Annotated in this window: 19 protein-coding genes and 1 tRNA gene; 12 read left to right on the top strand and 8 right to left on the bottom strand. The window is 55.3% G+C overall.

Annotated elements, in window-relative coordinates:
- Window positions 1-14: 14 nt before the first annotated feature.
- From ACR42D_RS04940 to ACR42D_RS04930, 3 genes are all read right to left on the bottom strand, one after another.
- A complete protein-coding gene (locus ACR42D_RS04940; protein WP_484565756.1) occupies window positions 15-386 on the bottom strand; it encodes a hypothetical protein in 372 nt (123 codons plus the stop codon).
- A gap of 38 nt (window positions 387-424) precedes the next feature.
- Window positions 425-2,719 carry a mechanosensitive ion channel domain-containing protein gene (locus ACR42D_RS04935; RefSeq protein ID WP_484565755.1) on the bottom strand — a complete coding sequence of 765 codons (2,295 nt, stop codon included), beginning with the start codon at window positions 2,717-2,719 and terminating at the stop codon, window positions 425-427.
- A gap of 69 nt (window positions 2,720-2,788) precedes the next feature.
- On the bottom strand, window positions 2,789-3,514 hold the full coding sequence (locus tag ACR42D_RS04930) for an MBL fold metallo-hydrolase (RefSeq protein WP_484565754.1): 726 nt from the start codon (window positions 3,512-3,514) through the stop codon (window positions 2,789-2,791).
- Between the two features lie 284 nt (window positions 3,515-3,798).
- Here ACR42D_RS04930 and ACR42D_RS04925 point away from each other — a divergent pair, with 284 nt between their 5' ends.
- Window positions 3,799-5,796 carry a hydantoinase/oxoprolinase family protein gene (locus tag ACR42D_RS04925; protein WP_484565753.1) on the top strand — a complete coding sequence of 666 codons (1,998 nt, stop codon included), beginning with the start codon at window positions 3,799-3,801 and terminating at the stop codon, window positions 5,794-5,796.
- Between the two features lie 4 nt (window positions 5,797-5,800).
- Here the strand turns inward: ACR42D_RS04925 and ACR42D_RS04920 are convergent, their stop codons facing one another.
- On the bottom strand, window positions 5,801-9,130 hold the full coding sequence (locus tag ACR42D_RS04920; protein ID WP_484565752.1) for a cache domain-containing protein: 3,330 nt from the start codon (window positions 9,128-9,130) through the stop codon (window positions 5,801-5,803).
- A 190-nt stretch (window positions 9,131-9,320) separates the two neighbouring features.
- On the opposite strand from ACR42D_RS04920, the gene ACR42D_RS04915 reads away from it, so the two are divergent.
- The 9 genes from ACR42D_RS04915 to ACR42D_RS04875 all read left to right on the top strand — a co-directional run bounded on the left by ACR42D_RS04915 (window position 9,321) and on the right by ACR42D_RS04875 (window position 19,806).
- Window positions 9,321-9,396: transfer RNA gene (locus tag ACR42D_RS04915), tRNA-Thr, on the top strand.
- 359 nt (window positions 9,397-9,755) lie between these two features.
- A complete protein-coding gene (locus ACR42D_RS04910) occupies window positions 9,756-12,521 on the top strand; it encodes a type I restriction endonuclease subunit R (protein ID WP_484565751.1) in 2,766 nt (921 codons plus the stop codon).
- Between the two features lies 1 nt (window position 12,522).
- Window positions 12,523-14,328, top strand: a complete 1,806-nt coding sequence (locus tag ACR42D_RS04905) for a restriction endonuclease subunit S (RefSeq protein ID WP_484565750.1) — start codon at window positions 12,523-12,525, stop codon at window positions 14,326-14,328.
- Window positions 14,329-14,331: 3 nt separating this feature from the next.
- Window positions 14,332-15,903 (top strand): AAA family ATPase, encoded by a 1,572-nt coding sequence (locus ACR42D_RS04900; RefSeq protein ID WP_484565749.1) that lies wholly within the window; start codon window positions 14,332-14,334, stop codon window positions 15,901-15,903.
- A gap of 2 nt (window positions 15,904-15,905) precedes the next feature.
- Window positions 15,906-16,721 carry a hypothetical protein gene (locus tag ACR42D_RS04895; protein WP_484565748.1) on the top strand — a complete coding sequence of 272 codons (816 nt, stop codon included), beginning with the start codon at window positions 15,906-15,908 and terminating at the stop codon, window positions 16,719-16,721.
- Between the two features lie 15 nt (window positions 16,722-16,736).
- The gene (locus ACR42D_RS04890; RefSeq protein ID WP_484565747.1) at window positions 16,737-18,215 is read left to right on the top strand and encodes a class I SAM-dependent DNA methyltransferase; all 1,479 of its coding nucleotides are present in this window, start codon (window positions 16,737-16,739) and stop codon (window positions 18,213-18,215) included.
- 11 nt (window positions 18,216-18,226) lie between these two features.
- Window positions 18,227-19,102: a GIY-YIG nuclease family protein gene (locus ACR42D_RS04885; RefSeq protein WP_484565746.1), complete on the top strand. Its 876-nt coding sequence runs from the start codon at window positions 18,227-18,229 to the stop codon at window positions 19,100-19,102.
- A 37-nt stretch (window positions 19,103-19,139) separates the two neighbouring features.
- Window positions 19,140-19,520: a hypothetical protein gene (locus ACR42D_RS04880; RefSeq protein WP_484565745.1), complete on the top strand. Its 381-nt coding sequence runs from the start codon at window positions 19,140-19,142 to the stop codon at window positions 19,518-19,520.
- On the top strand, window positions 19,513-19,806 hold the full coding sequence (locus ACR42D_RS04875) for a hypothetical protein (protein WP_484565744.1): 294 nt from the start codon (window positions 19,513-19,515) through the stop codon (window positions 19,804-19,806). Before ACR42D_RS04880 ends, ACR42D_RS04875 begins: the two co-directional genes overlap by 8 nt.
- 382 nt (window positions 19,807-20,188) lie before the next feature.
- On the opposite strand, the gene ACR42D_RS04870 is transcribed toward ACR42D_RS04875, so the two are convergent.
- Window positions 20,189-20,851, bottom strand: coding sequence for a Fic family protein (locus ACR42D_RS04870; protein WP_484565743.1), 663 nt, complete (start codon window positions 20,849-20,851; stop codon window positions 20,189-20,191).
- A gap of 197 nt (window positions 20,852-21,048) precedes the next feature.
- Between ACR42D_RS04870 and ACR42D_RS04865 the strand changes: the two genes are divergently transcribed.
- Window positions 21,049-21,354, top strand: a complete 306-nt coding sequence (locus tag ACR42D_RS04865; RefSeq protein WP_484565742.1) for a hypothetical protein — start codon at window positions 21,049-21,051, stop codon at window positions 21,352-21,354.
- Between the two features lie 4 nt (window positions 21,355-21,358).
- Here the strand turns inward: ACR42D_RS04865 and ACR42D_RS04860 are convergent, their stop codons facing one another.
- From ACR42D_RS04860 to ACR42D_RS04850, 3 genes are all read right to left on the bottom strand, one after another.
- On the bottom strand, window positions 21,359-21,670 hold the full coding sequence (locus ACR42D_RS04860) for a hypothetical protein (RefSeq protein WP_484565741.1): 312 nt from the start codon (window positions 21,668-21,670) through the stop codon (window positions 21,359-21,361).
- The gene (locus ACR42D_RS04855) at window positions 21,663-21,989 is read right to left on the bottom strand and encodes a DUF2958 domain-containing protein (protein WP_484565740.1); all 327 of its coding nucleotides are present in this window, start codon (window positions 21,987-21,989) and stop codon (window positions 21,663-21,665) included. Before ACR42D_RS04855 ends, ACR42D_RS04860 begins: the two co-directional genes overlap by 8 nt.
- A gap of 133 nt (window positions 21,990-22,122) precedes the next feature.
- Complete coding sequence (locus ACR42D_RS04850) at window positions 22,123-22,566, bottom strand: Ros/MucR family transcriptional regulator (RefSeq protein WP_484565739.1); 444 nt, start codon at window positions 22,564-22,566, stop codon at window positions 22,123-22,125.
- Between the two features lie 20 nt (window positions 22,567-22,586).
- On the opposite strand from ACR42D_RS04850, the gene ACR42D_RS04845 reads away from it, so the two are divergent.
- A complete protein-coding gene (locus ACR42D_RS04845; RefSeq protein WP_484565738.1) occupies window positions 22,587-23,654 on the top strand; it encodes a hypothetical protein in 1,068 nt (355 codons plus the stop codon).
- Window positions 23,655-23,962: the final 308 nt, after the last annotated feature.

Below are 23,962 nucleotides of genomic sequence, written 5' to 3'. Positions count from 1 at the left end.
AAGAAAAGACGCGATCAGCGCGTCAGCCAGGCCACGGCGTCCTCTTCGCGGTCGAACACGCGGTAGCTCAGGGAACGGTTGTGGTAGATGGTCTCGCAGGCCCGGTAGAGCTCGGCGAAGCCGGGGTTGCACAGACAGGCGGACCGTCCGCCCAGGGACTGGACGTTCCGCTCTTCCAGCCGATTGGCGATCTCGATGATGTCGTGGGCCTCCAGGCGCAGCTCCAGGCCGCGCTCGTCCATGAGAAACCGGGTGACGTTGGAGTCCAGGGCCTTGTGGACCATGGTCCGGATCTTGCGCAGCAGCGCGTCCGGGGTGTCTATCACCCCGGTGACGACGCCGACGATGTAGCCGTCGCGGGTTTCGAAGGTCAGGTCGAACGACATGATGCTCCGCCGCCGGGCCGGGACCTGGGCCCGGCCCGCTAGTGTTTCTTCTTCTTGCCCGACTGTTCCTCGGCCACGATCTGGGAGGCGGCGGCCGCCACGTGGGCCTCCTCCTCCGGGGTCAGGCGCTCCCGCTCGGGAATGTGCACGGACACGCGCGGCTTGGCGAACTCGATGCCCGCCTCGGCGAAGTACTTGCGCATCTTGGCCAGGACCAGCTTGCGCAGGGTGAACTGGCCGCCCGGCTTGGTCATGAACTTGACCCGCATGCGCATGCCGTACTGCTCCATGGCCTTGACGCCCTGGCTCTTGATGTCGGACAGCATGAACTCGTTGAGCTCGGGCACCGCCCGGATCTCCTTGTTGATCTTCTTGATGATCTTCTTGATCTCCTGGATGTCCGTGTCGAACGGCACCAGGTATTGCAGCTTCATGACCGCCCAGTCGCGGGTCATGTTCTGGACCTCTTTGATGGACCCGAACGGAATGGTGTACAGCGGGCCCAGGTGGTGCCGAAGCTTGAAGGAGCGCACCGAGATCTCCTCCACCGTGCCCATGGCGTTGCCCACGATGATGTAGTCGCCCACCCGGAAGGCGTCGTCCATGAGGAAGAAGATGCCGGAGATGATGTCCTTGACCAGGGTCTGGGCGCCGAAGCCGATGGCGATGCCGAAGACCGACGCGCCCGCGATGAGCGGGCCGATGTCCACGCCCAGGGACGAGAGGATGATCAGCACGGTGACCACGGACAACCCGGCGAAGATGAACTTCTTGACCAGCTGGAGCAGGGTCGAGAACCGGTCGCCGCCGGGTCCGCCGCCGCCCTCGCCGTCGCCGTGCTCCTCGCCCGGCTCGTCCTTGGCCTTGAGCCGCCGCTCGATGTAGTTGGAGATGAACACCCAGAAAATGTAGGCCAGCACCAGGGTCAGCAGGATGTCGATGCCCGCGCCCACCGTGGCCTCGCCAAAGGCCAGGTTGAGGCCCCAGATGCGCAGCAGCAGAAATGCGGCCCCGGCCAGGACCAGGACCCGGAACCCCACGGACAGAAAATGCTGGAACCGGCTGATGTTGGGCACGCCCTCGACCACGGTCTCCCCGCCCATGTCGTCCAGGGGCGTCTCGGCCAGCCCGGCGGCGAAGCCGACCAGCCGTTGGCAGCCCCAGTCCACCAGCAGGTAGGCCGGGACCAGGAGCAGGGTGTAGATGCCGGTGAGCATGGCGTGGTTGCCGAAGACCAGCATGGCGGCCACCCAGAAGAACCAGAAGCCCAGGGCGTAGACGATGACGCCCACGTGCCACGCACCGGCCAGCTGGAAGCGCAGGCTGCGGGGCGGCACGGCGCGGCGGATGGCCTCGGCCACCGGCCGCTTGTTCCACAGGGCCAGCAGGCTGACCATGACCGCCACGACAAAGCCGGTGGCGGACACGATGAGCAGGAAGACCAACTCGCTGCCCCGGGTCATGCCCACCAGGGAGCTGGCCAGGATGCCCGCCGCCGCCACCCAGGCCACGCGCACGATCCACCGGTACAGGTAGCGGGCCGCGTTGTCGGAGAGCGGCAGGAAGCGAATGGCCCCCATGTCCGGGGCCAGGACGAAGCGCGCGGCCAGCCGGACCACCTCCACGATGAGCATGGCGGCCAGCCAGACAAAGATGACCGGACGGCCCTTGTCCGGCTCGTTGAAAATGAACAGGTACGGAATCAGGGTGATCAGGGTCACGCAGGCCACGGCGAGCACGTCGAAGAACGCCCGGACCGTGAGCCGCCCCGCCTTGACCGGCAGGGACGCGTCCGGGTCCACGTCTTCAATGCGGCGGCGCAGTCCGGCCAGCCGACGGGCCACGAACCAGCGGGACAGAAACCACAGGACCGTGACCGCGAGCAGCCCCAGGCCGAGTTGTCCGGGCGGGTGCACGCCCGCCCCGGTCACGGATTTGCGAAACGCCTCGGGCAGCAGCGTCGGGGCCTGGGCCGCGCCGGAGAAAAGATAGGCGAAGCGCTCCCGGACTTGCTGGACGAACTGCCGGACATGGACGATGGCCCCGGCCACGCCCTTGGGACCGTGGTCGGCCGCCGGGGGAACCGCGTCCTTGCGCAGCTCCTCGATAAGCAGGCGGCGAACCTGCTCGTCGCTCATGGAGGCCAGGATCTCGTTCAACTGGCTCGGGGTGGCGTCGGGCGGGATGACCGTTTCCTTGGCCTTGGCGGACTTTCCGGAACCGCCCGTCACGGCGGCCAGGGTGGCCGGGGACGCGCCAAGGACGGCCGAAGGCGCGGCCAGGTGGCAGAACAGACACAGGACCATGGCCACAAACATGGCTCGTTTCAACATGACGCCCCCGGAAAAAGTTGACTGACGCAGTATGTGCAGTTTGTAACAAGCTGAATAAACAGTTGTAAACTAAAAAGAGAACGATTCCGAGTCCCCCATGCGGGCATAGCTGAACAGCCGGGACGGCCCCCCTTCCACGCGCCGGGCCAGGGCGGCCGGGACCGAGGTGTCGCCAAAGGTGTGCATGGGCACGAACACGGGCGCGCCGATGATCCGGCAGGCCGTCTCGCCCCCGGCCAGATTGTCGAGCCTGGGGTCCGCGTTGGCAAAGGCCACCTGCGGCTTGAAGTCGCGGACCCGCTCCATGGCCGTGATGAAGAACGTGGCCGTGAACTCCGCCTCGGCCGGGGACGCGCCGGGCCAAATCCACTCGGCCAGATCGCCGCCGTAGTAGAAGCGGAAACAGCCGTCCTCCACCAGGAAGGCCACGCCCAGGTCGTTGGACGTCAGGGTCTCGACGACCATGCCGCCGAAGCCGTAGGCCTCGTCCGGCTCGACCACAAGCACCTGGCCGTTGCCGGGCACGACCTCTGGCCGCAGTTCCTCCACGTCGTCCGAAATCACGTAGCGGACCTTGGCGGCCGCGCCGGTCACCGAGGCGAGATCCTTGTTCAGGTGGTCCGCGTGGCCGTGGGAGATGAACACGGCCAGGTCGGTCCCGGCCACGGTCCGTCGGACCAGGTCGTCCGCCCCGGGGGGCAGGTGTTCGTTTTCGGGGTAGTCGAAGAGATAGGCGCGCCTGTCCGTGCGCAGGACAAAGGCGCTGTGGTGGATATAGGTGATGTCGCAGTGCATGGGGTCGCCCGCTCCTTTTTGTTCGAGATACCACAAAGCGGGCTTGCTGTCCCGATTCTCGCCGCAGGGCGGGCAAAGGAAGATGTGAGCCGGCGGGAAGGGCGCGTTCCCGACGGCAAAGCCCCCCGTCTGTTCGAGACCGCCGGGTTCAGTGGAAGCGTCAGCTACCGAATCTTCACCGCCCCGCGCCAGGCGCTGGCCCGGCTCCCGGCCCCCTGCCCCCGTCCTGGCGCACCGCGCCCGAATCCTGTATCCTCGCCTCCTTACTCTTCGCAGGAGGCTCCATGCTCACCATCGGCGTCGACACCGGCGGCACCTTCACCGACTTCACCTACGTCCACGGCCCGGACTCGGGCACGTACAAGACCCTGTCCACGCCGCGCAATCCGGCCGAGGCGGTCCTGTCCGGCCTGCGCCACATCCTCGCCCTGCGAATGCCCGGCGCGGACCTTTGCCAGGCCGACCTGGCCGTGGTCCACGGCTCCACCGTGGCAACCAACGCCATCCTGGAGCGCAAGGGCGTGGTCACGGCCCTGGTGACCAACCAGGGGTTCACCGACGTCATCGAGATAGGCCGCCAGAACCGCGCCGCCCTTTACGACCTGCACTACCGGCGGCGGCCGCACATCGTGCCCGCGAGCCTGCGGTTCGGCGTGCCCGGCCGGATCACCGCCGAGGGCGAGACCCTGGCCCCGTTCGACGAGGCCGAGGCCGCGCGCGTGGTGGAACAAATCCAGGCCTCTGGCGCGCAATCCGTGGCCGTCTGCTTCCTGTTCTCCTTCCTGGACCCTACTCATGAGCGGCGCATGGGCGCGATGCTCCGCGAGCTGGGCCTGCCCGTGTCCCTGTCGAGCGACATCCTGGCCGAGTTCCGCGAGTTCGAGCGGACCTCGACCACGGTGGTCAACGCCTACATCTCGCCGATCATGACCCGCTATCTGACCGACCTGCAACGCGGCATGGGCGCGGGCCTGCGCATCATGCAGTCCAACGGCGGATCCATCTCGGCGGACACGGCCATGCGCGAGTCGGTGCGGACCATCCTGTCCGGCCCGGCCGGGGGCGCGGTGGGCGCGCTGGCCCTGGGGCGCGCCGCCGGGTTCGACAAATTGATCACCTTCGACATGGGCGGCACCAGCACCGACGTCAGCCTCATGGACGCCGCCCTGCCCCTGACCATGGAGTCGAGCATCTCCGGCTATCCGGTCAAGGTGCCCATGATCGACATCCACACCGTGGGCGCGGGCGGCGGGTCCATAGCCTCCAGGGACCCGGGCGGCTCCCTGGCCGTGGGCCCGGAGAGCGCGGGCGCGGCCCCCGGCCCCATCTGCTACGGCCGGGGCGGCGAGCGCGTCACCGTGACCGACGCCAACCTGTTCCTCGGGCGCATCGTGCCCGGACGGTTCCTGGGCGGGGGCATGACCCTCCACGCGGACGGCGCGCGCCAGGGGATCGAGCGGCTGGCCGAAGAACTGAAGCTCCGCCCCGCCGAACTGGCCGAGGGCGTCCTGGCCGTGGCCAACGCCAACATGGAGCGGGCCATCCGAGTCATCTCCGTGGAAAAGGGATTCGATCCGCGCGAGTTCACCCTGCTCGCCTTCGGCGGCGCGGGCGGCCTGCACTGCGCCGAGCTGGCCCTCCTGCTGGGCATGACCAGGGTCCTGGTGCCGGTCGATCCCGGCATCCTGTCGGCCACGGGCATGCTCATGGCCGACGTGGTCAAGGATTACTCGCGCACGGTCATGCGCCCGGCCGATGCGTTCACCGAGCAGGCCGTGGAGGCGTCCTTCGCCGAGCTGGAGCGGGACGGACTGGCCGAACTGGCCGCCGAGGGCGTGGATATGGAACGGGTGGTCCACGAACGGTTCCTGGACATGCGCTACCAGGGCCAGTCCTTCGAGATCGTGGTCCCCTTCGGCCCGGACATGGCCGAGCGGTTCCAGGCCCTGCACGAAAAACGTTACGGCTACCGCAACGAGAACAAGCCTGTGGAGGTGGTCAACGTCCGGCTGCGCAGCCGGGGGACGGCGGACCGCCGGGAGCCCGAACCGGGCGTGATGCGCGGGGAGAAAATCGCGGACCGGGCGCTGCTGGGCACGCAGCAGGCGGTCTTTGACGGCGCCCCCGTCGCCGCCGCCATCCTGGACCGGGCGGCGCTTGCGCCGGGCAACCGGTTCACCGGTCCGGCCATCGTCACGGAGTACACCTCGACCATTGTGGTCCCGCCCGGAGCCGAGGTGCGCGTGGACCCGTGGTCCAATCTGATCATGGAGCTCGGCTGATCCGTCAGCCCCGATCGCCGGGCAGGGTGACGTGGAAGACCGCGCCCTCGCCCGCCCCGGACCGGGCCCAGACCCGGCCGCCCAGCTTTTCCACGACCATGCGGCACAAGGCCAGGCCCAGACCCGCGCCCTTGATCTCGTCCACCAGCGTGTCGCCGGTCTCCACCTGGTGGAACGGCTTGAAGATCGCTTCCAGCTCGGCCTGGGGAATGCCCTTGCCCGTGTCGGCCACGGTCAGCTCCAGCCCCTTGCCGTCCGGGCTGGACACGCGCACGGTGATATTTCCGTCGCTGGTGAAATTGCAGGCGTTGCCCAGCAGATGGCCGAGCACCCGCTTGAGGTGTTCGGGCAGGACGTTGAGTTCGGGCAGGTCGTCGTCCATCTCCAGGACCACGTCGAGCCCCCCACGGTTGCGGCAGACCGTCCGGGCGTCCTCCACGGCCTGGCGGATGGCCTCGGCCACGGGATAGGTCTCCCCGGTGCGCAGGTCGCCGCCCGCCTCCATGTCGGCCAGCTCCATGAATTGATCGACCAGCAGGTTCAGCCGTCTGCCCTCGATCTCCAGAACGTCGAGATTGCCCAGGGCCCGTTGCAGGCTCTCGCCGTTGCCCGTTCCGTTCACGGACCGGTCCAGCTCCCGGCGCGCCAGGGCGCCGTAGCCGAGCACAGAGGTCAGGGGCGTGCGCATGGCGTGGGACACGGTGGTCAGGAAGGACGACTTGAGGTCGTCGAGCCGGGTCAGTTCCGCATTGGCCCGTTTCAGCTCCTCGGCCTTGAGGGCCAGATCCGAGGTGCGCTCGGCGATGATCGCCTCCAGGTCCTCCTCGGCCCGCTTCAAGGTGGTGATATCCACCAGGGAGACGAGGTCGGCGGGGGTACCGCCCACCCGGGTGGTCCGGGAGTGGATCTCCACCCACTTGATCCGGCCCGTGCCGGTCACCGCCCGCCAGGTGTAGGCCGGAAGCGTGCCGGGCTCACCGGCCTGCTTGCGCCGGGCCTGGTCCAGAATGAAATCGCTGTCGTCAGGGTGCAGGTAGCGGCTGAAACCGCCGGGCGGCAGGGCCCGGAGCTCCTCCACCGTGGTCTCGAGGATGTCGGCCGCGGCCTTGTTGACGAAGGTCACCCGGTCCTCCTGCAGAACGCACAGGCCGAGCATGGTCTGCTCGGAGAAGGTCCGGAACCGCTCCTCGCTCTCGGTCAGTTCGTCCAGCACCAGGGAAACGTTGAGCCCGTCCGACAGGCGGCGGCCCGCCTCGGTGAACAGCCGTACCTCCTCTTCGGTCCATATGCGCGCGTCGCGGCACTGGTGCAGCCCCAGGCACCAGGGGACGCCCACGCTCGGCCGGATGGCGAACATGAGCTGGGAGCGGACCCCGAACCGTTCGGTCAACAGATCGTCCAAGGGCAACCCGGTGGACGGGTCAAAAGCCATGGCGGTCTTGCTTTCGAGCAGGTTCCGGAAATCCCGCCGGGTCTTTTCGGTCAAGACCATTTCCGCGCCTTCAATGTCGTCCAACACGAATTCCGGGTCGGTCCGCAGGAACTTGATCACAAAGGAATCGGTCTCGGGGTCGCAGGGGTGGACCAGCCACGCCCGGTCCGCGCCGAAGGCCTGGCGGATGGCGTCCATGGTGGCCGCGAGCATCTCGTCGGTGGTGGTCCCGCTGTGCATGGCCCGGTCGATGCGGTCCAGGGTCTCCAGGAAATGGATGTGGTTGTAGTATTCCTCCTCGGCGTGCTTGCGGTCGGTCACGTCGAAGATCACACCGTCGATGCGGACCGGCTCGCCCTGCTCGTCGTGCAGGATGCGGCCGCGGTCGGACAGCCAGCGGACCTCGCCGTCGCGGCGGATGATCCTGTAGTCGGCCAGGTAGGTCTGACGGTGTTCCAGCCCCTGGCGCAGGGACCGCTCCACCCACTCCCGGTCCTCGGGGTGGACGATGGTCAGGAAGGTCCGGCTGCCGCCCTCCATGAACTCCTCGGCCGGATACCCGGTCACGTCCATGGCCGATCCGCTGACGAAACGGTTGAACCAGCCGTTCTTGAATTCGCTGTGGTAGATGATGCCCGGGACGTTCGCGACCAGGGAACTGAACCGTTCCACGCTCTCCGACAGGGCCTCCTGCACCGCCTGCCGCTCGGCGACCATGCGGTTGGCCGCCTCGGCCAGGGATTGGAACTCGGCGTAGTCCAGGGAGGCCACGTCGATCTCGCCCTGCCCGGAGGTGGCCCGCTCCCAGACCCTGGTGAAGGAGGCCACGTTGGTCTCGATGTTCCGGGCCATGCGGCGGGACAGGTACAGGGCCAGCAGGCTGAGCACGGCCATGCCGGACAGGATGAGCAGGACGCGGTCCTGGATGTGCTGCTCGAGCTGCTTGCGCTTGAGCTCCACGACCCCTTCGATGTCGCCCACGAACGCCCCGGTGCCGATGTACCAGCCCCAGTCCGGGATGGGCTCGGCGTAGCTGACCTTGGGCTCGTTGCGCTGCCCGCCCAGCGGCGGCATGACGTAGGAGACGAACCCGCCGCCCTGCTTGGCCGCCTTGATCAGCTCCTGGACGATCTTCACGCCGTTGGTGTCGGTGATGTTCCACATGTTCTGCCCGACAACCGGACCGAGGATGGACTCACCCTCCATGGTCCCGCCGAACAGGGTGCCGTTCTTGGCGTAGCGGATGTCGGCCAGCCGCTTCAGGGCCACTTCCTTGACCGCCTCCTCGGCCATTTCGAGACAGGCCCCGGCCACAACGCGCAGCCCCTGGGCCTCGAACTCGTTGACCTTGACCAGCAGGGTGTACCGGCTCATGCCGTCGGCCACCTTGAGGGCCAGCTTGCGCTGCCCGTTGGCCACGCCGGTCAGCGCGGTCTCGACCTGGGACAGGGCGTCCTCGCGGTCGACCCATTTGGGGAAGGGGGAAAAAAGATAGATGGTGTCGCCGCGGATGGCGTAGAGCCGGGCCTCGCTGCGGTCCAGGGCAGCCATGAGCCGCACCGTGGCGACACGCAGCATGGTCGGATCGGTCCCCTTGGTCAGGTCCCGTCCCAGGACCTCGTTCAGAGCCCGGACGTCGCGTATCTTGGACTCGAGCTTGCGCGCCAGGTTCTCGGCCGAGGCCCGCCTGATCCGCGCCACCAGCTCCACGGCGTCCCGCACCTCGTCCCTGACCAGGCTGCGCCGTTCCTCATAGCGCTCTCCCCGGATCCGGTCCGCGTCGACATTGAAATCGGCGAACATGGAATAGAGCCAGCCTCCGCCAATAACCAGAATGGAAATCCAGGAGACGGCGACCATGCCCACCAATCCGGCCCTGCCGATGGTCCTTCCCTTGCTCACCCTTTGCGTCTCCCGTCCACGTAACCGCCCTGACTGCCCGTTGATTTGCCGAACAAACCTACCACGGAGCCACAATACCAACCTCCTCAGGAAAAGCCACCCCATTGTTTTCCCCCACCCCAACCGCCCTCCCCCCGCTCTTTTGCCTTGACCGCCCCCGCCACCTGGTATAAAAATCGACTCCCGTTTCGCCAGGATAGCTCAGTTGGTAGAGCAACTGATTCGTAATCAGTAGGTCGTCGGTTCAATTCCGATTCCTGGCTCCAACGAAATCAAGCGCTTATGAGAGATCATAAGCGCTTTTTTCGTGCCCTGGTATACAGGCTGGTATACAAATTGGGACAAGGGGATGCCCTGGGGTGGCCGGGGTGTATACCCCAACGACAAGCAATGGAATTGATGGGCGGTAACAATTTAAGATTTCATACAAAATCTTAAAAGTTGAGGCGGGGTGGTTGTCTTTCGCAATAGGAATAATTTTGAATGACGATAATCATATATCATTCTTTTGACATGAAGCTCTGGCAGGGCTAAAAGCTTAAGCATATTAAGCTAGATAGTGGCATTGTGAGTGAGGCTATAGTCCTGAATTTGTCCTGATTAATTAAGGTTGCAAGTGCTGTAGATGTCCACGCCGAATCAAAATCCTGAACAAAAAGCGCGAGATACCATTGATAAAATGCTCGCCGCTTGTGGTTGGGCTGTCCAAGATAAGAAAAAAATCAATTGGAATGTCGGATTGGGTGTTGCTGTCCGGGAATATCCAACAGATGTGGGTCCAGCCGATTACGTTCTCTTTGTTGACCGCAAGCCTGTTGGAGTGATTGAGGCAAAAAGGGAAAAAGAAGGACAACACCTCGTTAATGTTGCTGAGCAATCTGAAGAGTATGCCAATGCTCAGCTCAAATGGATTCAAGACAACGCTCCTCTGCCGTTCATTTATGAAAGTACTGGCATAATCACAGTTTTCCGGGACCAGCGTGACCCCAAGCCGCGATCAAGAGAAGTCTTCAGCTTTCACCGCCCCGAAACATTTCAGGAATGGCTTTCACAGGGTGACACCTTGCGGGGCCGTTTAGAAAAGCTTCCACCTCTCCCTACGCAGGGGCTTCGAGATTGCCAAACAAAGGCCATTGTGAATCTTGAGGACTCCTTCTCTCTCGCAAAGCCTAAGGCTCTTATTCAAATGGCAACGGGTGCAGGAAAGACCTACACGGCGATAACCTCTATCTATAGGCTTCTCAAATACGCCAATGCTAAAAGGGTCCTCTTTCTTGTTGATACGAAGAATTTGGGGGAACAGGCCGAGCAGGAGTGCATGGCGTATACGCCTAACGATTCAAATGATCTTTTCACTCGTCTGTATAATGTGCAGCGACTCAAATCCAGTTACATCGCTGACTCAACACATGTTTGCATATGCACAATCCAACGGCTGTATTCAATCTTGAAGGGTGAAGAGCTTGATGAGGCTGCGGAGGAATCGAACCCGGCTGAACGTGTTGGGCCCAAAACTCCCGTTCCTGTGGCGTACAATGCGAGCGTCCCCATTGAGTACTTTGACTTCATCGTCATCGATGAGTGCCATCGTTCGATCTACAATCTGTGGCGGCAGGTTCTGGACTACTTTGACTCATTCCTGATTGGCTTAACGGCTACTCCCGACAAACGTACTTTTGCTTTTTTCAACGAGAATGTTGTCAGTGAATATTCCCATGAAGATGCTGTCACAGACGGTGTTAACGTTGGTTTTGATATTTACACCATTGAAACAGAGATTACTAAACGAGGCTCAATCCTTAAAGCAAAACGGGCAATCCAGAAGCGTAACCGCCTTTCTAGGAAGAAGCGTTGGTCCCAACAAGATGAGGATCAAACCTATGCTCCCTCACAGCTCGACAAAGAGGTTGTAAATCCGAGTCAGATTCGGAACATCATCAAGACGTATAAAGCAAAACTTCCTGCCATATTTCCTGGTCGCTCTGAGGTGCCGAAAACGCTCATATTTGCCAAGACCGATAGTCATGCGGATGACATTATTCAGATTGTCCGTGAGGAGTTCGGTGAAGGGAACGACTTCTGTAAAAAGGTCACCTACAAGGCTAATGAAGACCCGAAGTCTGTCCTTGCTCAATTCAGGAACAGCTACAATCCGCGTATTGCTGTGACGGTCGATATGATCGCCACAGGAACCGATGTACGTCCCCTGGAGTGCCTTCTTTTCATGCGTGATGTTCGGAGCCGGAATTACTTCGAGCAGATGAAAGGGCGTGGTACCCGGACCCTGGATTATGACGGGTTGAAAAAAGTCACGCCTTCAGCCGCCAGCAATAAGACGCATTTTGTCATCGTGGACGCCGTTGGTGTCACCAAGTCCCATAAGACTGATAGCCGTCCTCTGGAAAGAAAGCCTTCAGTCTCACTGAAAGATTTGCTCATGAGCGTCATGATGGGGGCTGCGGATGACGATACTCTTACCAGTCTGGCGAGTCGACTCACGCGGTTGAACCATCAGCTATCCCCTGTCGACCAAGAGCGCATTGCAGAAGCGACAGAAGGGGGTGCTCTCCCTGAGATCACTAAAGGCCTGTTGAATTCCATGAATCCCGATATGATCGAATCAAAAGCCAGAGAGCAATTTGATATACCTGAGGATCGGGAGCCGAGCAAAGAACAAAGCCAAAAGGCCAAGGGCGAATTGGTTAAAGACGCAACCATCGTGTTTACTGGTGAGGTCTGCGAACTATTGGACACCATTAGGCGCGAGCATGAGCAGACCATCGATACACATAATATCGATAAGGTTCTCCGGGCCGAGTGGGAAGGCGATAGCATCGATAACGCCACCAAACTCACGGCAGAGTTTGCGGAGTACATTCGAGAGCATAAGGACGAAATCCTTGCCCTGAGTATCTATTTTGATCAGCCATACCGCCGTAAAGAAGTGACTTTTGATATGGTGAAAGCACTTCTGGCCAAGTTGAAGACGGACCAACCGAAGTTGGCCCCTCTACGTATCTGGCAGGCGTATGCGCTGCTCGATAAGGTGTCAGGACAATCCCCGGAAAATGAACTGACAGCACTGGTCTCTTTGATTAGACGTGTGAGTGGTCTGGATAAAACCATTGCCCCATATGGGGACACAGTGCGAAAGAACTTCCAGCAATGGATTCTCAAACGTCACCAAGGCAATGCACCCAAGTTTGATGAAGAGCAGGTAACTTGGCTTCGGATGATTCGTGATCATATCTCATGCTCGTTCCACATGGATCGGGATGATTTGGAGCTTGCTCCCTTTGATGGTCATGGTGGATTGGGTCGAATGTGGGAACTGTTTGGAGAAGAAATGGATTCTTTAATTGTAGAAATGAATGAAGAGTTGGCGGCATAGAATGTCTAAAGCAGATAAAGTGAATCCTCTTCCTCAAGGATGGGCGAATGCTACTCTTAGCCAACTTGTGGGATCTGATGGCATGTTCGTCGATGGGGATTGGATAGAGACTAAAGACCAAGACCCTGATGGAGATGTAAGGCTTATTCAGTTAGCAGATATTGGAGATGGCTTGTTTATTGACAAGTCAGCAAGGTTTTTAACCTCTGCAAGAGCACTTGAGTTAAATTGTACGTTTTTGCGAAAAGATGACATTCTTATAGCCCGAATGCCTGAGCCTTTAGGGCGCGCCTGTCTCTTCCCTTTTAGGGGAGAAGAGGACTATATAACTGTCGTTGATGTATGCGTGTCTCGTCCGCATCAAGGACTAATAAACAGATTTTTCATAATGCACGCGATTAACTCTCCTACCATTCGTGCAGAGATCGATTCTTATAAATCCGGTTCAACCCGGAAAAGAATATCTAGGAAGAATCTTGATCGGATTAAACTCCCAATCGCTCCCATCAATGAACAAAACCGCATTGTCGCTAAAATCGAAGAACTTTTCTCTGAACTGGACGCAGGTGTTGAAAACCTCAAGAAAGCCAAGGAGCAGCTTGGCGTGTATCGTCAGTCGCTTCTCAAACACGCTTTTGAAGGCAAGCTGACCGAAGATTGGCGGGAAGAAAACGCCGACAAGCTTGAATCCGGTGAAGTTCTTCTTAAGCGTGTGAAGAAGGAGCGCGAGGAGTATTTCAAGAAGCAGCTTGCACAGTGGGATAAAGATGTCGCCCAGTGGGAGATGGATGGGAGGCCTGGGAAGAAGCCAGTAAAACCTAAGAAGCCAAAAGAGCTTGCCCCAATTAGTGCAGAGGAATTGAAAGAGTTACCGGAACTGCCTGAGGGGTGGGTGTGGGGTAGGCTTGGTTATATGACTTGTGGTGTTGAGTATGGGACGGCTGCAAAGTCTCAACAAAAAGGAAAATATCCTGTTTTGAGAATGGGAAATATTCAAGAGAGTCAGTTTGTATATGACGATCTTGTATTTACCGACGACGAGGAAGAGTACTTAAAGTATAAGCTGGGACCCGGAGATGTCCTATTTAACAGGACCAATAGTCCTGAACTAGTTGGGAAAACAGCTGTATTTAAGGCTGACTTTCCCGCTTTGTTTGCGGGCTACCTTATCAGAATAAATCAAATAAATTCAGTGACTGATTCTGATTATCTGAACTTGTTCCTCAATTCTCATGTCGCGAAAAAACGTGGCGATAGCGTGAAAAGTGATGGTGTTAATCAGTCGAATATTAATGGGTCTAAGCTTGTCGAGTATCCATTTCCCTACTGCTGCTTAGAAGAACAAAAACGGCTTTCATCATTCTTGTTGGATCGACTATCTGTGAGCATCGAATCAGAACAGGAGATGAATATCCGAATCCAGCAATCTGAAGATTTGCGAAAAACCATATTAGGAAAAGCGTTTTCTGGCGAATTAGTGCCTCAAGATCCTACAGATGAACCTGCTTCCAAACTGCTTGATCGTATTAAGCAGGAGCGGAAGAATGCCCCCAAGCCTACACGCACTAGAAAACCCAAAACAAAAAAGAAGAGGATCACTATGGCTGATCTGAGAACCGTCCTTGCTGACGCAAAAGATTGGGTGAGTGCTCAAGATGCGTTCCGTCAGTGTGGCATTGCCGATGAAGCTTCGACAGACGAGATCGAAAAGCTCTATGAAAAGTTGAAACAGCACGTGGATCAAAAGGTTATTGAAGTAGAGCGACGAAACAATGAGGATTGGCTTCGTCTGAAAGCTGAGGGGTAGACCATGCGCTTGGATTGGTTTTGGGTCGAAGATTTCAAAAATCTCAAAGATGTCGTAATCGACTTTGATGAAAGTCATTGGGTGACCGTAGTTATTGGCTGGAACGGTACGGGTAAATCCAATGTGCTCGAAGCTCTTGCTATATTGTTTAGAGATCTCATCATGATCCATGAGTTTAAAGGATCTCGAAAGCCTACTTTTAAGTACAAGCTCATTTATAAATGTCAGAACAACTTGATTGCCATTGATGCCGATCCTAGCAGGACGCAGCACACTTACAATATTTCTGTTAGAGACATGGCTGAACAAGTCCAACCGAACCTTCTGGAGAACAGTTCTGGCAACTATTTCAAATCTGTTTTTGAGCAAGGGAAAAAACTACCGTTAACGCAGTTCCTTAAAAAACAAGACGAATTCCTCCCTCACAATGTTTTTGGATACTACTCTGGGTATGCGGGGAGAATGGAAGATATATTCCAACCATATCTTGAAAAATATGACAAAAAACTCAGGGCGGGGGAAGACCCAGGATTTAAAAGGCTGTTCTTTGCCCTTCCCATTCATAGCCAATTTGTGCTTCTCGCATTCGTTCTTAAAAATGAACAAATGGTGAAGGACTTTCTTGAGAAGCTGCTTTTTCTTGATCCTGTTGATGGAATTGAGTCTGTCCTGTTTGTATTAAGAAAGCCTCCGTGGAAAAGCAATGAAGGCGATCCGCGCTTTTGGAATGCAAAGGGCGTCGTTCAAAGATTTTTAAGCCGACTATATGATATATCCTTAGCTCCTATTCGGATATCTCGAAAAGAAAAAGAGATGTGGTCTAATCCTACTAAGTATTTTCTTTATCTTTTTGTGAAGGATATGGCTGCTCTTCGAAAGCTTGTAGGTGAACAAGAACCGAGGTCATTGTTCAGAGATATCGAAAGCACTTTTGTTTCAGAAATGATCGAGGAAATACGGATCAAAATTCGTCTGCGGGATGGCAAAGGGAAAGTGACTTTTCGGGAACTTAGTGAGGGAGAACAACAAATCCTTACTGTTTTGGGTCTCCTCTGTTTCACAGCCGAAGACCAAAGCCTCTTCTTGCTTGACGAACCAGACACGCATCTCAACCCGCGTTGGAGTGCCGACTATTTGGACTATCTCAAGAGTTTTGTTGGTTCCGATGATGAAGGAGATGAAAACAGTCATATCCTCCTAACCACTCACAACCCTTTAGCGATTGCCGAGCTTGTCAAAGAACAAGTTCAGATTCTCAAGCGTTCTGAAGACGAACTCAAGACTACGGTTCACGCCCCAGCCGATGATCCAAGAGGGATGGGGTATTCCGGTATTGTAACAAGTGACATGTTCGGGCTTGCAGCGGCTTTGGATAACCACACGCTGAAACTACTTGAAGATCGACGGAAAATTTCTTTGAAGGATGGTCCCCTTTCTGATGTTGAGAAGGCTGAGCTTGCGAGGATTGAGAAGGAGCTTAAACCATACGGCTTCCGTCATGAAGCACGCGACCCAATGTTTCGTGACTATTTGAAAGAACGCTTTGCTCGCAAATCGAATGCGGATGGGGAATAAGAATGCGCTCAATAGACATTCGGCATCTAGCTCTTCCTGTCGGATGGCAAGAAAGGGCTAACAATGCTCTCGAAGACGTTCGATCTGGAGTCTGTCGACCAAAAGATCGAGCTGGCGTTTGGTGTGATTTAAAGGATGGTCTTGCTGGCTTGTCATACGACAAATGTTGGTATTGTGAATCTCGTCAAGTTCGTTCGGATGATGCTGTTGATCACTTTCGCCCCAAAGGTAATGTTAAAGACACTGAACGTGAACATCCGGGCTATTGGTGGCTTGCTTTTGATAAGAATAATTACAGGTATTCTTGCACATTTTGTAACAGCCGTAGAAAGAATGCAGAGACAGGAGAGACTGAAGGAAAGGGGGATTATTTCCCCTTAAGGCATGAAGAGAGTCGGGCTTATGCTCCGGGGGATGAGCGAGTTGAAGAACCTTTGCTGCTTGACCCTTGTAACGCGGGAGACCCTTCTCATTTGGATTTTCATTCTGATGGTACGCCGTGCTGTAAATTCCCCAATGACCCTGAAAGTGTTCAACGGGTAGAGGTATCCATAGAACTTTACCATTTGGACCATCCTGGGACAGTTGAAGAAAGGCGTTTGTTGGCTGCTCACATAGAGAGTTGGTTAGATGAAGCAAATGATGCCCATGAAGAAATGAAAACCGGTGATCGCCGAGCTGCACAGAATTATTCTAATCGCTTTAGAGATTTGCAGACAACCATGCGACCTGATGCTGAATACTCAGTTTTTGCGCGAAGGATAATTGCAGGCTATCGGCATTATGAATGGGTCGATGACCTTTTCGATACTTTGTAACTAGTTGGAAAAAAGATGACATCACAAGAAATTGTCGCAAAAGTATGGAGCTTCTGCCACGTCCTCCGGGATGCTGGAGTGAGCTACGGGGATTACCTCGAACAACTCACTTATCTAATCTTTCTCAAGATGGCGGACGAATATGCCAATCCTCCCTACAATCGAGATATCGGTATTCCTGAAGAGCTGAGTTGGCCTAGCCTTAAAAAACAGCGTGGAGCTGAGCTTGAGGTGCGGTACATCAGAGTTTTGTTGGAATTGGGGCAACAGGCAGGGATGCTCGGGCAAATATTCAATAAAGCACAGAACAAGATTCAAGACCCAGCAATGCTGTCTAAGGTCATTGATATGATCGACAAAGAGGCTTGGGCGCAGATGGGCTCCAAGGTCAAAGGAGACATCTACGAAGGGATTCTTGAAAAGAATGCTGAAGATACCAAGTCTGGCGCAGGACAGTACTTCACCCCTCGTCATTTGATCAAAGCAATTGTCGAGTGCATGCAACCAGAGCCGGGTAAAGTCATCAGTGACCCTGCATGTGGTACAGGAGGATTCCTCCTCGCTGCTTATGATTACATCATCGATAAGTATGATGGTAAAATGGATAAGGCCCAAAAAGAGTTTCTCAAAAACGGCGCCTTTACGGGAAATGAAATCGTCCCCAACACAAGAAGACTTTGTCTGATGAACCTTCTTCTTCATGGGATAGGGGCTATTGATGGTGAGCCTCCGATACATCCTGACGATGCTTTGCTTTCTGCTCCATCCACAGCAGTTGATTACGTTTTGACCAACCCTCCCTTTGGCAAAAAGAGCACCATGACCGTGACCAACGGTGAGGGGAAGCAAGAGAAAGAAGACTTCGTATACAATCGCCAAGACTTCTGGGTCACAACTGGCAATAAGCAGTTGAACTTTGTCCAGCATATTCGCTCTATGTTGAAGACCTCCGGTAAGGCCGCAGTTGTCGTCCCAGATAACGTTCTCTTTGAAGGCGGTGGAGGTGAAACTGTTCGCAAAGAGCTTCTGAAGACCACAAATCTTCACACCATTTTGAGGCTCCCTACAGGGATATTCTATGCACACGGGGTAAAGGCTAATGTCATCTTCTTTGATAACAAGGAAGCAAGTAAAAATCCTTGGACCAAAGATATTTGGTTCTATGACTACAGAACCAATGTGCACCATACTCTTAAGCGGAAGCCTCTGAGGTATGAAGACCTTATACCATTCATCGAATGTTATCAGTCAAACAACAGAGATTCGCTTGAGCACACATGGTCTGAAGTAAACAACCCTGATGGACGTTTCCGAAAGTATTCTTACGAAGAGGTTATAGCTCGTGACAAAACAAGCTTGGATATCTTTTGGCTTAAAGATTCAAGCCTAGCAGATATGGATAATCTACCAGAGCCTGATGTTTTGGCAGAAGAGATAATAGAAAATATTGAGGCTAGTCTGGTTAATTTCAAGAACGTATTGTCAGCCCTATAAGGACTCTCTACATGTCTAGTCACCAGTTCCCAAAGACGATCAAGATGTTCCTTATGGATTCAGATCCTAATGGTCGTATGACCTGTGAACTCTCAAACTGGACAGGAAAGGCATATCGAATCCCTCGCGGTAGGGTTAAAGACTGCGTAGACAGAAATGAGCTGAAGTCCACAGCAGTATATTTTCTTTTTGGCAAGGCAGATTCACCTACGGGCAAACCCTCTGTTTACATTGGCGAAGCAGAGAATTTTCTTAAACGTCTTACTCAACATGTAGATAAGGATTTTTGGACAGAGGCAGTTTGTTTCATAAGCAAAGATGAAAACTTGAATAAAGCACACATCAAGCATTTAGAATCTCGTCTTTACGAGTTAGCTCAGAGTGCAAATCGCTATTCGCTTGTGAATGGGCAACGTCCAACGTGTTCCTCAATATCTGAAGCCGATCAAGCTGAGATGGAAGAGTTTAGTGAGTATATACGTCTACTCATTTCTACGATGGGCTATAAGCTGTTTGAACCTCTCAGATCAAAATTCAGCGAGGAAAGCAGTCAACAAACCCTGTTCAGGCTTAGAGGCGCACGAGGAGCCCAAGCTGAAGGAGAGAGGCGTCCCGATGGATTTCTAGTTCTTGCCGGAGCCACGTTTACTGCAGATACAGTTAGCTCATTTCCCAATGGTTGGATGAAACTGAGGAGCGAGATGATTGATACAGGAGTGGTCAAATTCGAAGACGGCAAGTTGGTCCTTCAAGAGGATTACTTGTTTAGCAGCCCCTCTGCAGCAGCAGCCCTTGTGATGGGGCGTAGTGCCAATGGTCTACAAGAATGGAAGCTTTACTCTGGGGAAACTCTCAAGGAAATAGAGAGTGACGAAACAAAGGGATAACCTCTTCATTTGTTAAAATTTCACAGTATGGTGTTCTATGTTTAAGAGCGAACTTCCAACAACGCCTCTGCAGCTTGCAGTGAAAGAAGGGGCTTCGATGTTAAAAAACAATGTTTTTTCTCCGATCGTTGTCCTTGCTCTTGCGGTGCTAACCGCTACAGCCCTGATAGTCACAAAACGCCCTGACAACGATCTGATATGCTATGTCGCGTTGGGGGGGGCGGGTTTAGTTGTTGCTTTTGTTGTTGGATGCTACTTGTATATTCTCATTAAAAAAGATGTACTTTTTAGATCTGATGAATATGCCGCGTTGCATGCAGGATTTAAGGGGACAGGTGGGGAGATTCAAGAGGCATCATCTAGCAACAAGACAAGTCGTGGTAAGCAAAGCACAAAAAAGGGGGCAGGCAATGAGTAATGCTTATTCGTATGTCCTTACTTACAACCATGCTGATGCTAAATTGAAAAAGGTTCTTTCTTTTCTTAGAGATTGTGAAGAAATATCCTCTTGGTATGCTCCTTTTCACGGCACAGCGATTCTTATTTCGTTTAGTGATGCAGAGACGTTAAGCGAGCTCTTTGTTGACCAGTTCCCAGGCTGTGATCATTTGATTGTCGACATTCAAGACGACGAGCCAGATTATAGTGGCTGGTTAGATGATGATGTCTGGGACTACGTCAATGATCCTGATAGCTATGCCTAATCAATTGTGGCTGCAGTTCAGTTGGTTTTGATAAAATGTTCAATGAAAATGGCGGAGTATTTGTCCAGGCCCTCATGTTTGCTCCTATTAAGGGCGAAGCCTTAAAGGCGCCATCAATCGCCTGGAGTGCTTTGTTCAAACCCAGGCTGTGCAGGTGCCTCGCGGTGGTGTTCGGGTTCTGTATCGCTGGATTTGTCGAATCGAGGAACTCGGATATCCAGCGTGGAGGAGCTCGGTTGCGGACAGGTGGCGGATACCGTGATAGCCGAATTATTTTACGCCTGCATCCTTGCAAGCTTTACGGAGAAAGCAAGGCGATCAGTGGGTGGGGGCCGATTGGTTTTTTAAGATTTCGTATAAAATCTTAAATCAGTTTTCATACTCATTCAAACCGCCCATACATGGCTTTGTGACACTCCTCCAGAAAGCCCATCATCTCGGCGTAGTCGCCCGACTCGTAGAAACGGAGCATGCCCGCGTTGTATTCGGTGAGCCGCTTGGCGGGCACTGACAGCGGCGCGTAGCCGTTGCTCATGAGATGGCCGTTGAGCATCAGGAGTCCCGTGCGCTTGTTGGCGTCCCAGAAGAACTGGTTGCGGGCGAAGTCGAGGTGCAGCCGATAAGCCTGCTCGCGCACGTCCTCAAGCTCCTGGATATCCTTGATCACTCGCTCGAAGATCGAGTCCAGTTCGCTCGCCCTGGGCGGCTTGTACTCGGTCCCGGCGATGCCGACCTGACCCGAGCGGAACTGGCCGGGGTCCAGCGCCTCGCCGAGCCCCAAGACGCCCTGTATCGCGCAGGCCGTTTCCTTGGTCAGGCTGAACGTGCCCTCCTTGACCATATCAATGAGCAGCTCCCAGCCGAGCTTCTGCTGCTTGAGCTTCTCGACGTCGGCGACCTTGTGCCCGCCGACAGTCACGCCCTGGAGGTAGGTCTGCACCTCGGGCAGGGTGAAGGGCATCCCCTCAAGGCTCTGCACATCGAATACGAGTTCGGCAAAGACCTTCCTGGCTATGAATAAGGCTTTTTCTTTGTTCTGCTTCATTGTGGTTCCTCCCGTTCAATGCATTCACGGGCGTTGCCAATAGATGTCTCGAATCATGGAGAGAGTCAACACCGCTCGCCGCATCCCCAATCCATCGTGGCATCTGCTTCGTCCGCTATCCGCAAAAAAGCGTAGATTTTTCATCGATTATGCATGAGTCTGTGGACTCAAACTCGGACACAAGCAGCGGAGATGAGATGACGAGCAGAGACAAGGCGATAAAATCACTCATTAATTTTTTGTGCGAGCACGCTGACATCATTGGCACTGGTGTCGTTAGGTTGGCAGCATATATTTTGGACCGGAAAGTTGACAAAACCAAGGACTGGCTGCTGCGTAAAAATGAAGCGCAAAACATGTCGGATGAGGACAAAGAAGAAATCATCGATTTGATTGAAACCAACCCTGACTTGGTGGCAGAAGCCGTCGCCAACAACCCAAAACTGTACTCAAAAGTTCAAAGAATTTACAAAAAGCGGAGCACCCAAAAGGTTCAGGCGTAACGACTCACCCTGACCTCACCTCCGCGATAACGTCCGCGAACCGCTTCACCGTATCTCTGCATAGCACCAGCAGCCCCGGCACGATCAAGGCCAGCTCAGCAAGGGTAAAATACCCCCACTCGGCGTTTTCGAAGTCACCGTCCAGGACGACGTAGCCGAAGTACAGCCCCCTGCCGTTGGCCTCCGCCGCCATCCAGTGCGAGTCTGTCTCAAGGGTAAAGAAATGTAGCCATATCTCTTTGTCCTCAAAGGAGACGCCCTCGGATTCGCCCAGCCTTGGCATTTCGGACTCGTGCTTCCTCCATTCCTCAGCCATGCTTCTCTTCCCCGTGCCGTTCCCTCATGATCTCTCCGAACTCCCGCACCCGCCATCCGTCCTCGATGCAGACCACGAACCGCCCCACCCTGAGCTCTATCAGCTCGGCCAGCGAGAAGTAGCCCCACTCCGCGTTCTGCATGTCGCCGTTGAGGACGGAGAAACCGAAAAACGTGTCCTTGCCGTCGAACTCGGCGGCGTACCAGTGGGACTCGCCCATGAAGAAATGAATCCAGATCAGCTTCTCCTCTGCAGGCGTATCCTCGGTCTCATACAACCGGGGCATCCTGGGGATCAGTCCTTTTGCCTTGCTCGTCATATAGTGCTCCTGCTGCGCCGCCTGGGCGCGCCTTCTCCGAAGGTTGGTGAATCATGCCGATCAAGGAGTGAACGCGCCTTGCCCGGCCCCAGGAAAAGAGAAGGCCCGCCGTGATCACGGCGGGCCTTCCAATCTAGGCATCCTTGGCAGCTTCCTTGGCCGCGCCCTTGGCAGGCTTGGGCTTGGCGTCGTCCTTTTTCCCGGTCCGCGTCCAGAGCTTCATCGCCTTCATGCGTTCGGACCGGGCCTTGGCAGTCTCCCGGCAGGAAAGCGGAGCCCGCTTCTTGTAGCCCCACTTCTCCCGGTACTGGTCAGACGTCAGCCCGTGAGACTCCAGATGCTTCTTCGAAAGGGTCTTGAAGGTCCGTCCGCACTCCAGGCAGACGATCGACTTGTCCCTGATCGCCCGCTTGGGATCGACGGGCGGCTCCTGCTTGGACGGCTCGGCCCCACCTTCCGCGATCCGCTGGAGCCCGTCGCTCAGGCTCTTGACCATCTCGCACGCCTCGTCGGCGGTCATCGGCCGGACCCCGGCCTGCGCCTCCACGATCTTTACGGCTTTCTCCATGTGATCCATGTTCATCTCCTTGTTTTAGCTTGAGATCCAAGGAGACGCCTTTATCTCGCCCTTTGGGTTTCGTACACCCCGAAACGCAAAGAGAAGATGCCTCATTTGAAGACGAGCAACCTTTCAAGGGCAACAGCCTATCCGACAACACCATTGCCAAGAGCATATTACCAATGATAACGACGCAGTATATTGCGAATACGACCACCAATGGTCGCCCAATACAATTGCAGCAAACGAATTTGAGTATGCCGAGAGTACTCCAAATAGATGATGAAAAATGGACGCAGACATTTAGGTATGACTGCGACAGCCTCAATTTCCGTTTTTACGAGCAATATGCGGCAGATAAAGCTAGGAAATACGGCAAGATTGCGAGCGATTACGTCACCGACAACACACCCAAACACCCGCACAGGCCCCACTGGGGCCCTAGCTGCGCTTTCCCCTATGCTGCAGCACTCTCCTCTGCCAGTAATCGAATAAAGCAGAGTTCGGCGACAACCGTTATGGAAGTCATTGATTTCTTCAACTACGTGCTTGAAGCTATCGCACAGGATTCCAAGCTGACTGCGGATGACAGAAAAGGACTGATTAGACCGTTCCTCGAAGAATCAACCGACTCAATTGGAAAACTGGTCTACTATTATACAACCGCTTTTGTGACACCATCGCTGCTCAAGGCTAAATCCTGGGAAGAGGCTGAAAAGCTGCATGGCATAGAGGTCCACAAACTGGCGACAGACCATTTTTATTTAGTACGTTGCTTTGCAGCGGACCTAATCGCTAAAACCCTGCTCAACACCTGCTCCTCGCCGGGGCTGCTTCAACGGGCTATTATCTCATACGATCCAGTCTCTGACCATTTGATCTCACATAGGGAAAGAGCAAATCTGCGGAAGAGAATCGCCAGACGAATTGGCCGATTCCCAGAAGAAAAACTCGCGTATGAAGCGGCCTTCTTCACTGTCGACAATTGCGCATCTGACACTCTCAAAACTCTCTATTCTCCTGCGTTCCATCCTTCCCGTACTCTCTTTGGTCCCAAGCGTAGCTGCCAAAACTTTTCTGTCCTACCATTTGATCTGATCAGATAACTGGCTTCGCTTCACCCGCGAACCTTCGCTCCCCCCTCTCATCTGCCGACTTTCGTCACAGTCAGGGCTTCAGTGCGTCCTATCCCAGGACAGCAATGAATCCCGTTGCGGACCCATATGCATTTCAATAATGGCAGATTCCGGTTTTTTGAGTGGCAGATTCAGTACTACACTAATACGAAATCCATTCCAAATCTTGATAATGCCAACATCAATCCGCAATTAATGTCTTTGTATTATTAATTTTTTGTGAAAACTGAAAATTATTTTACTTTTCATTGAACAGCTTGGTTCACAATTTGAGTCCC

The organism is Pseudodesulfovibrio sp. lm2024 (assembly GCF_051175575.1).
Lineage (GTDB): Bacteria > Desulfobacterota > Desulfovibrionia > Desulfovibrionales > Desulfovibrionaceae > Pseudodesulfovibrio > Pseudodesulfovibrio caledoniensis.
Note: the sequence above shows the minus strand (reverse complement) of the source record. Positions and strands in the feature narration are given on the sequence as shown.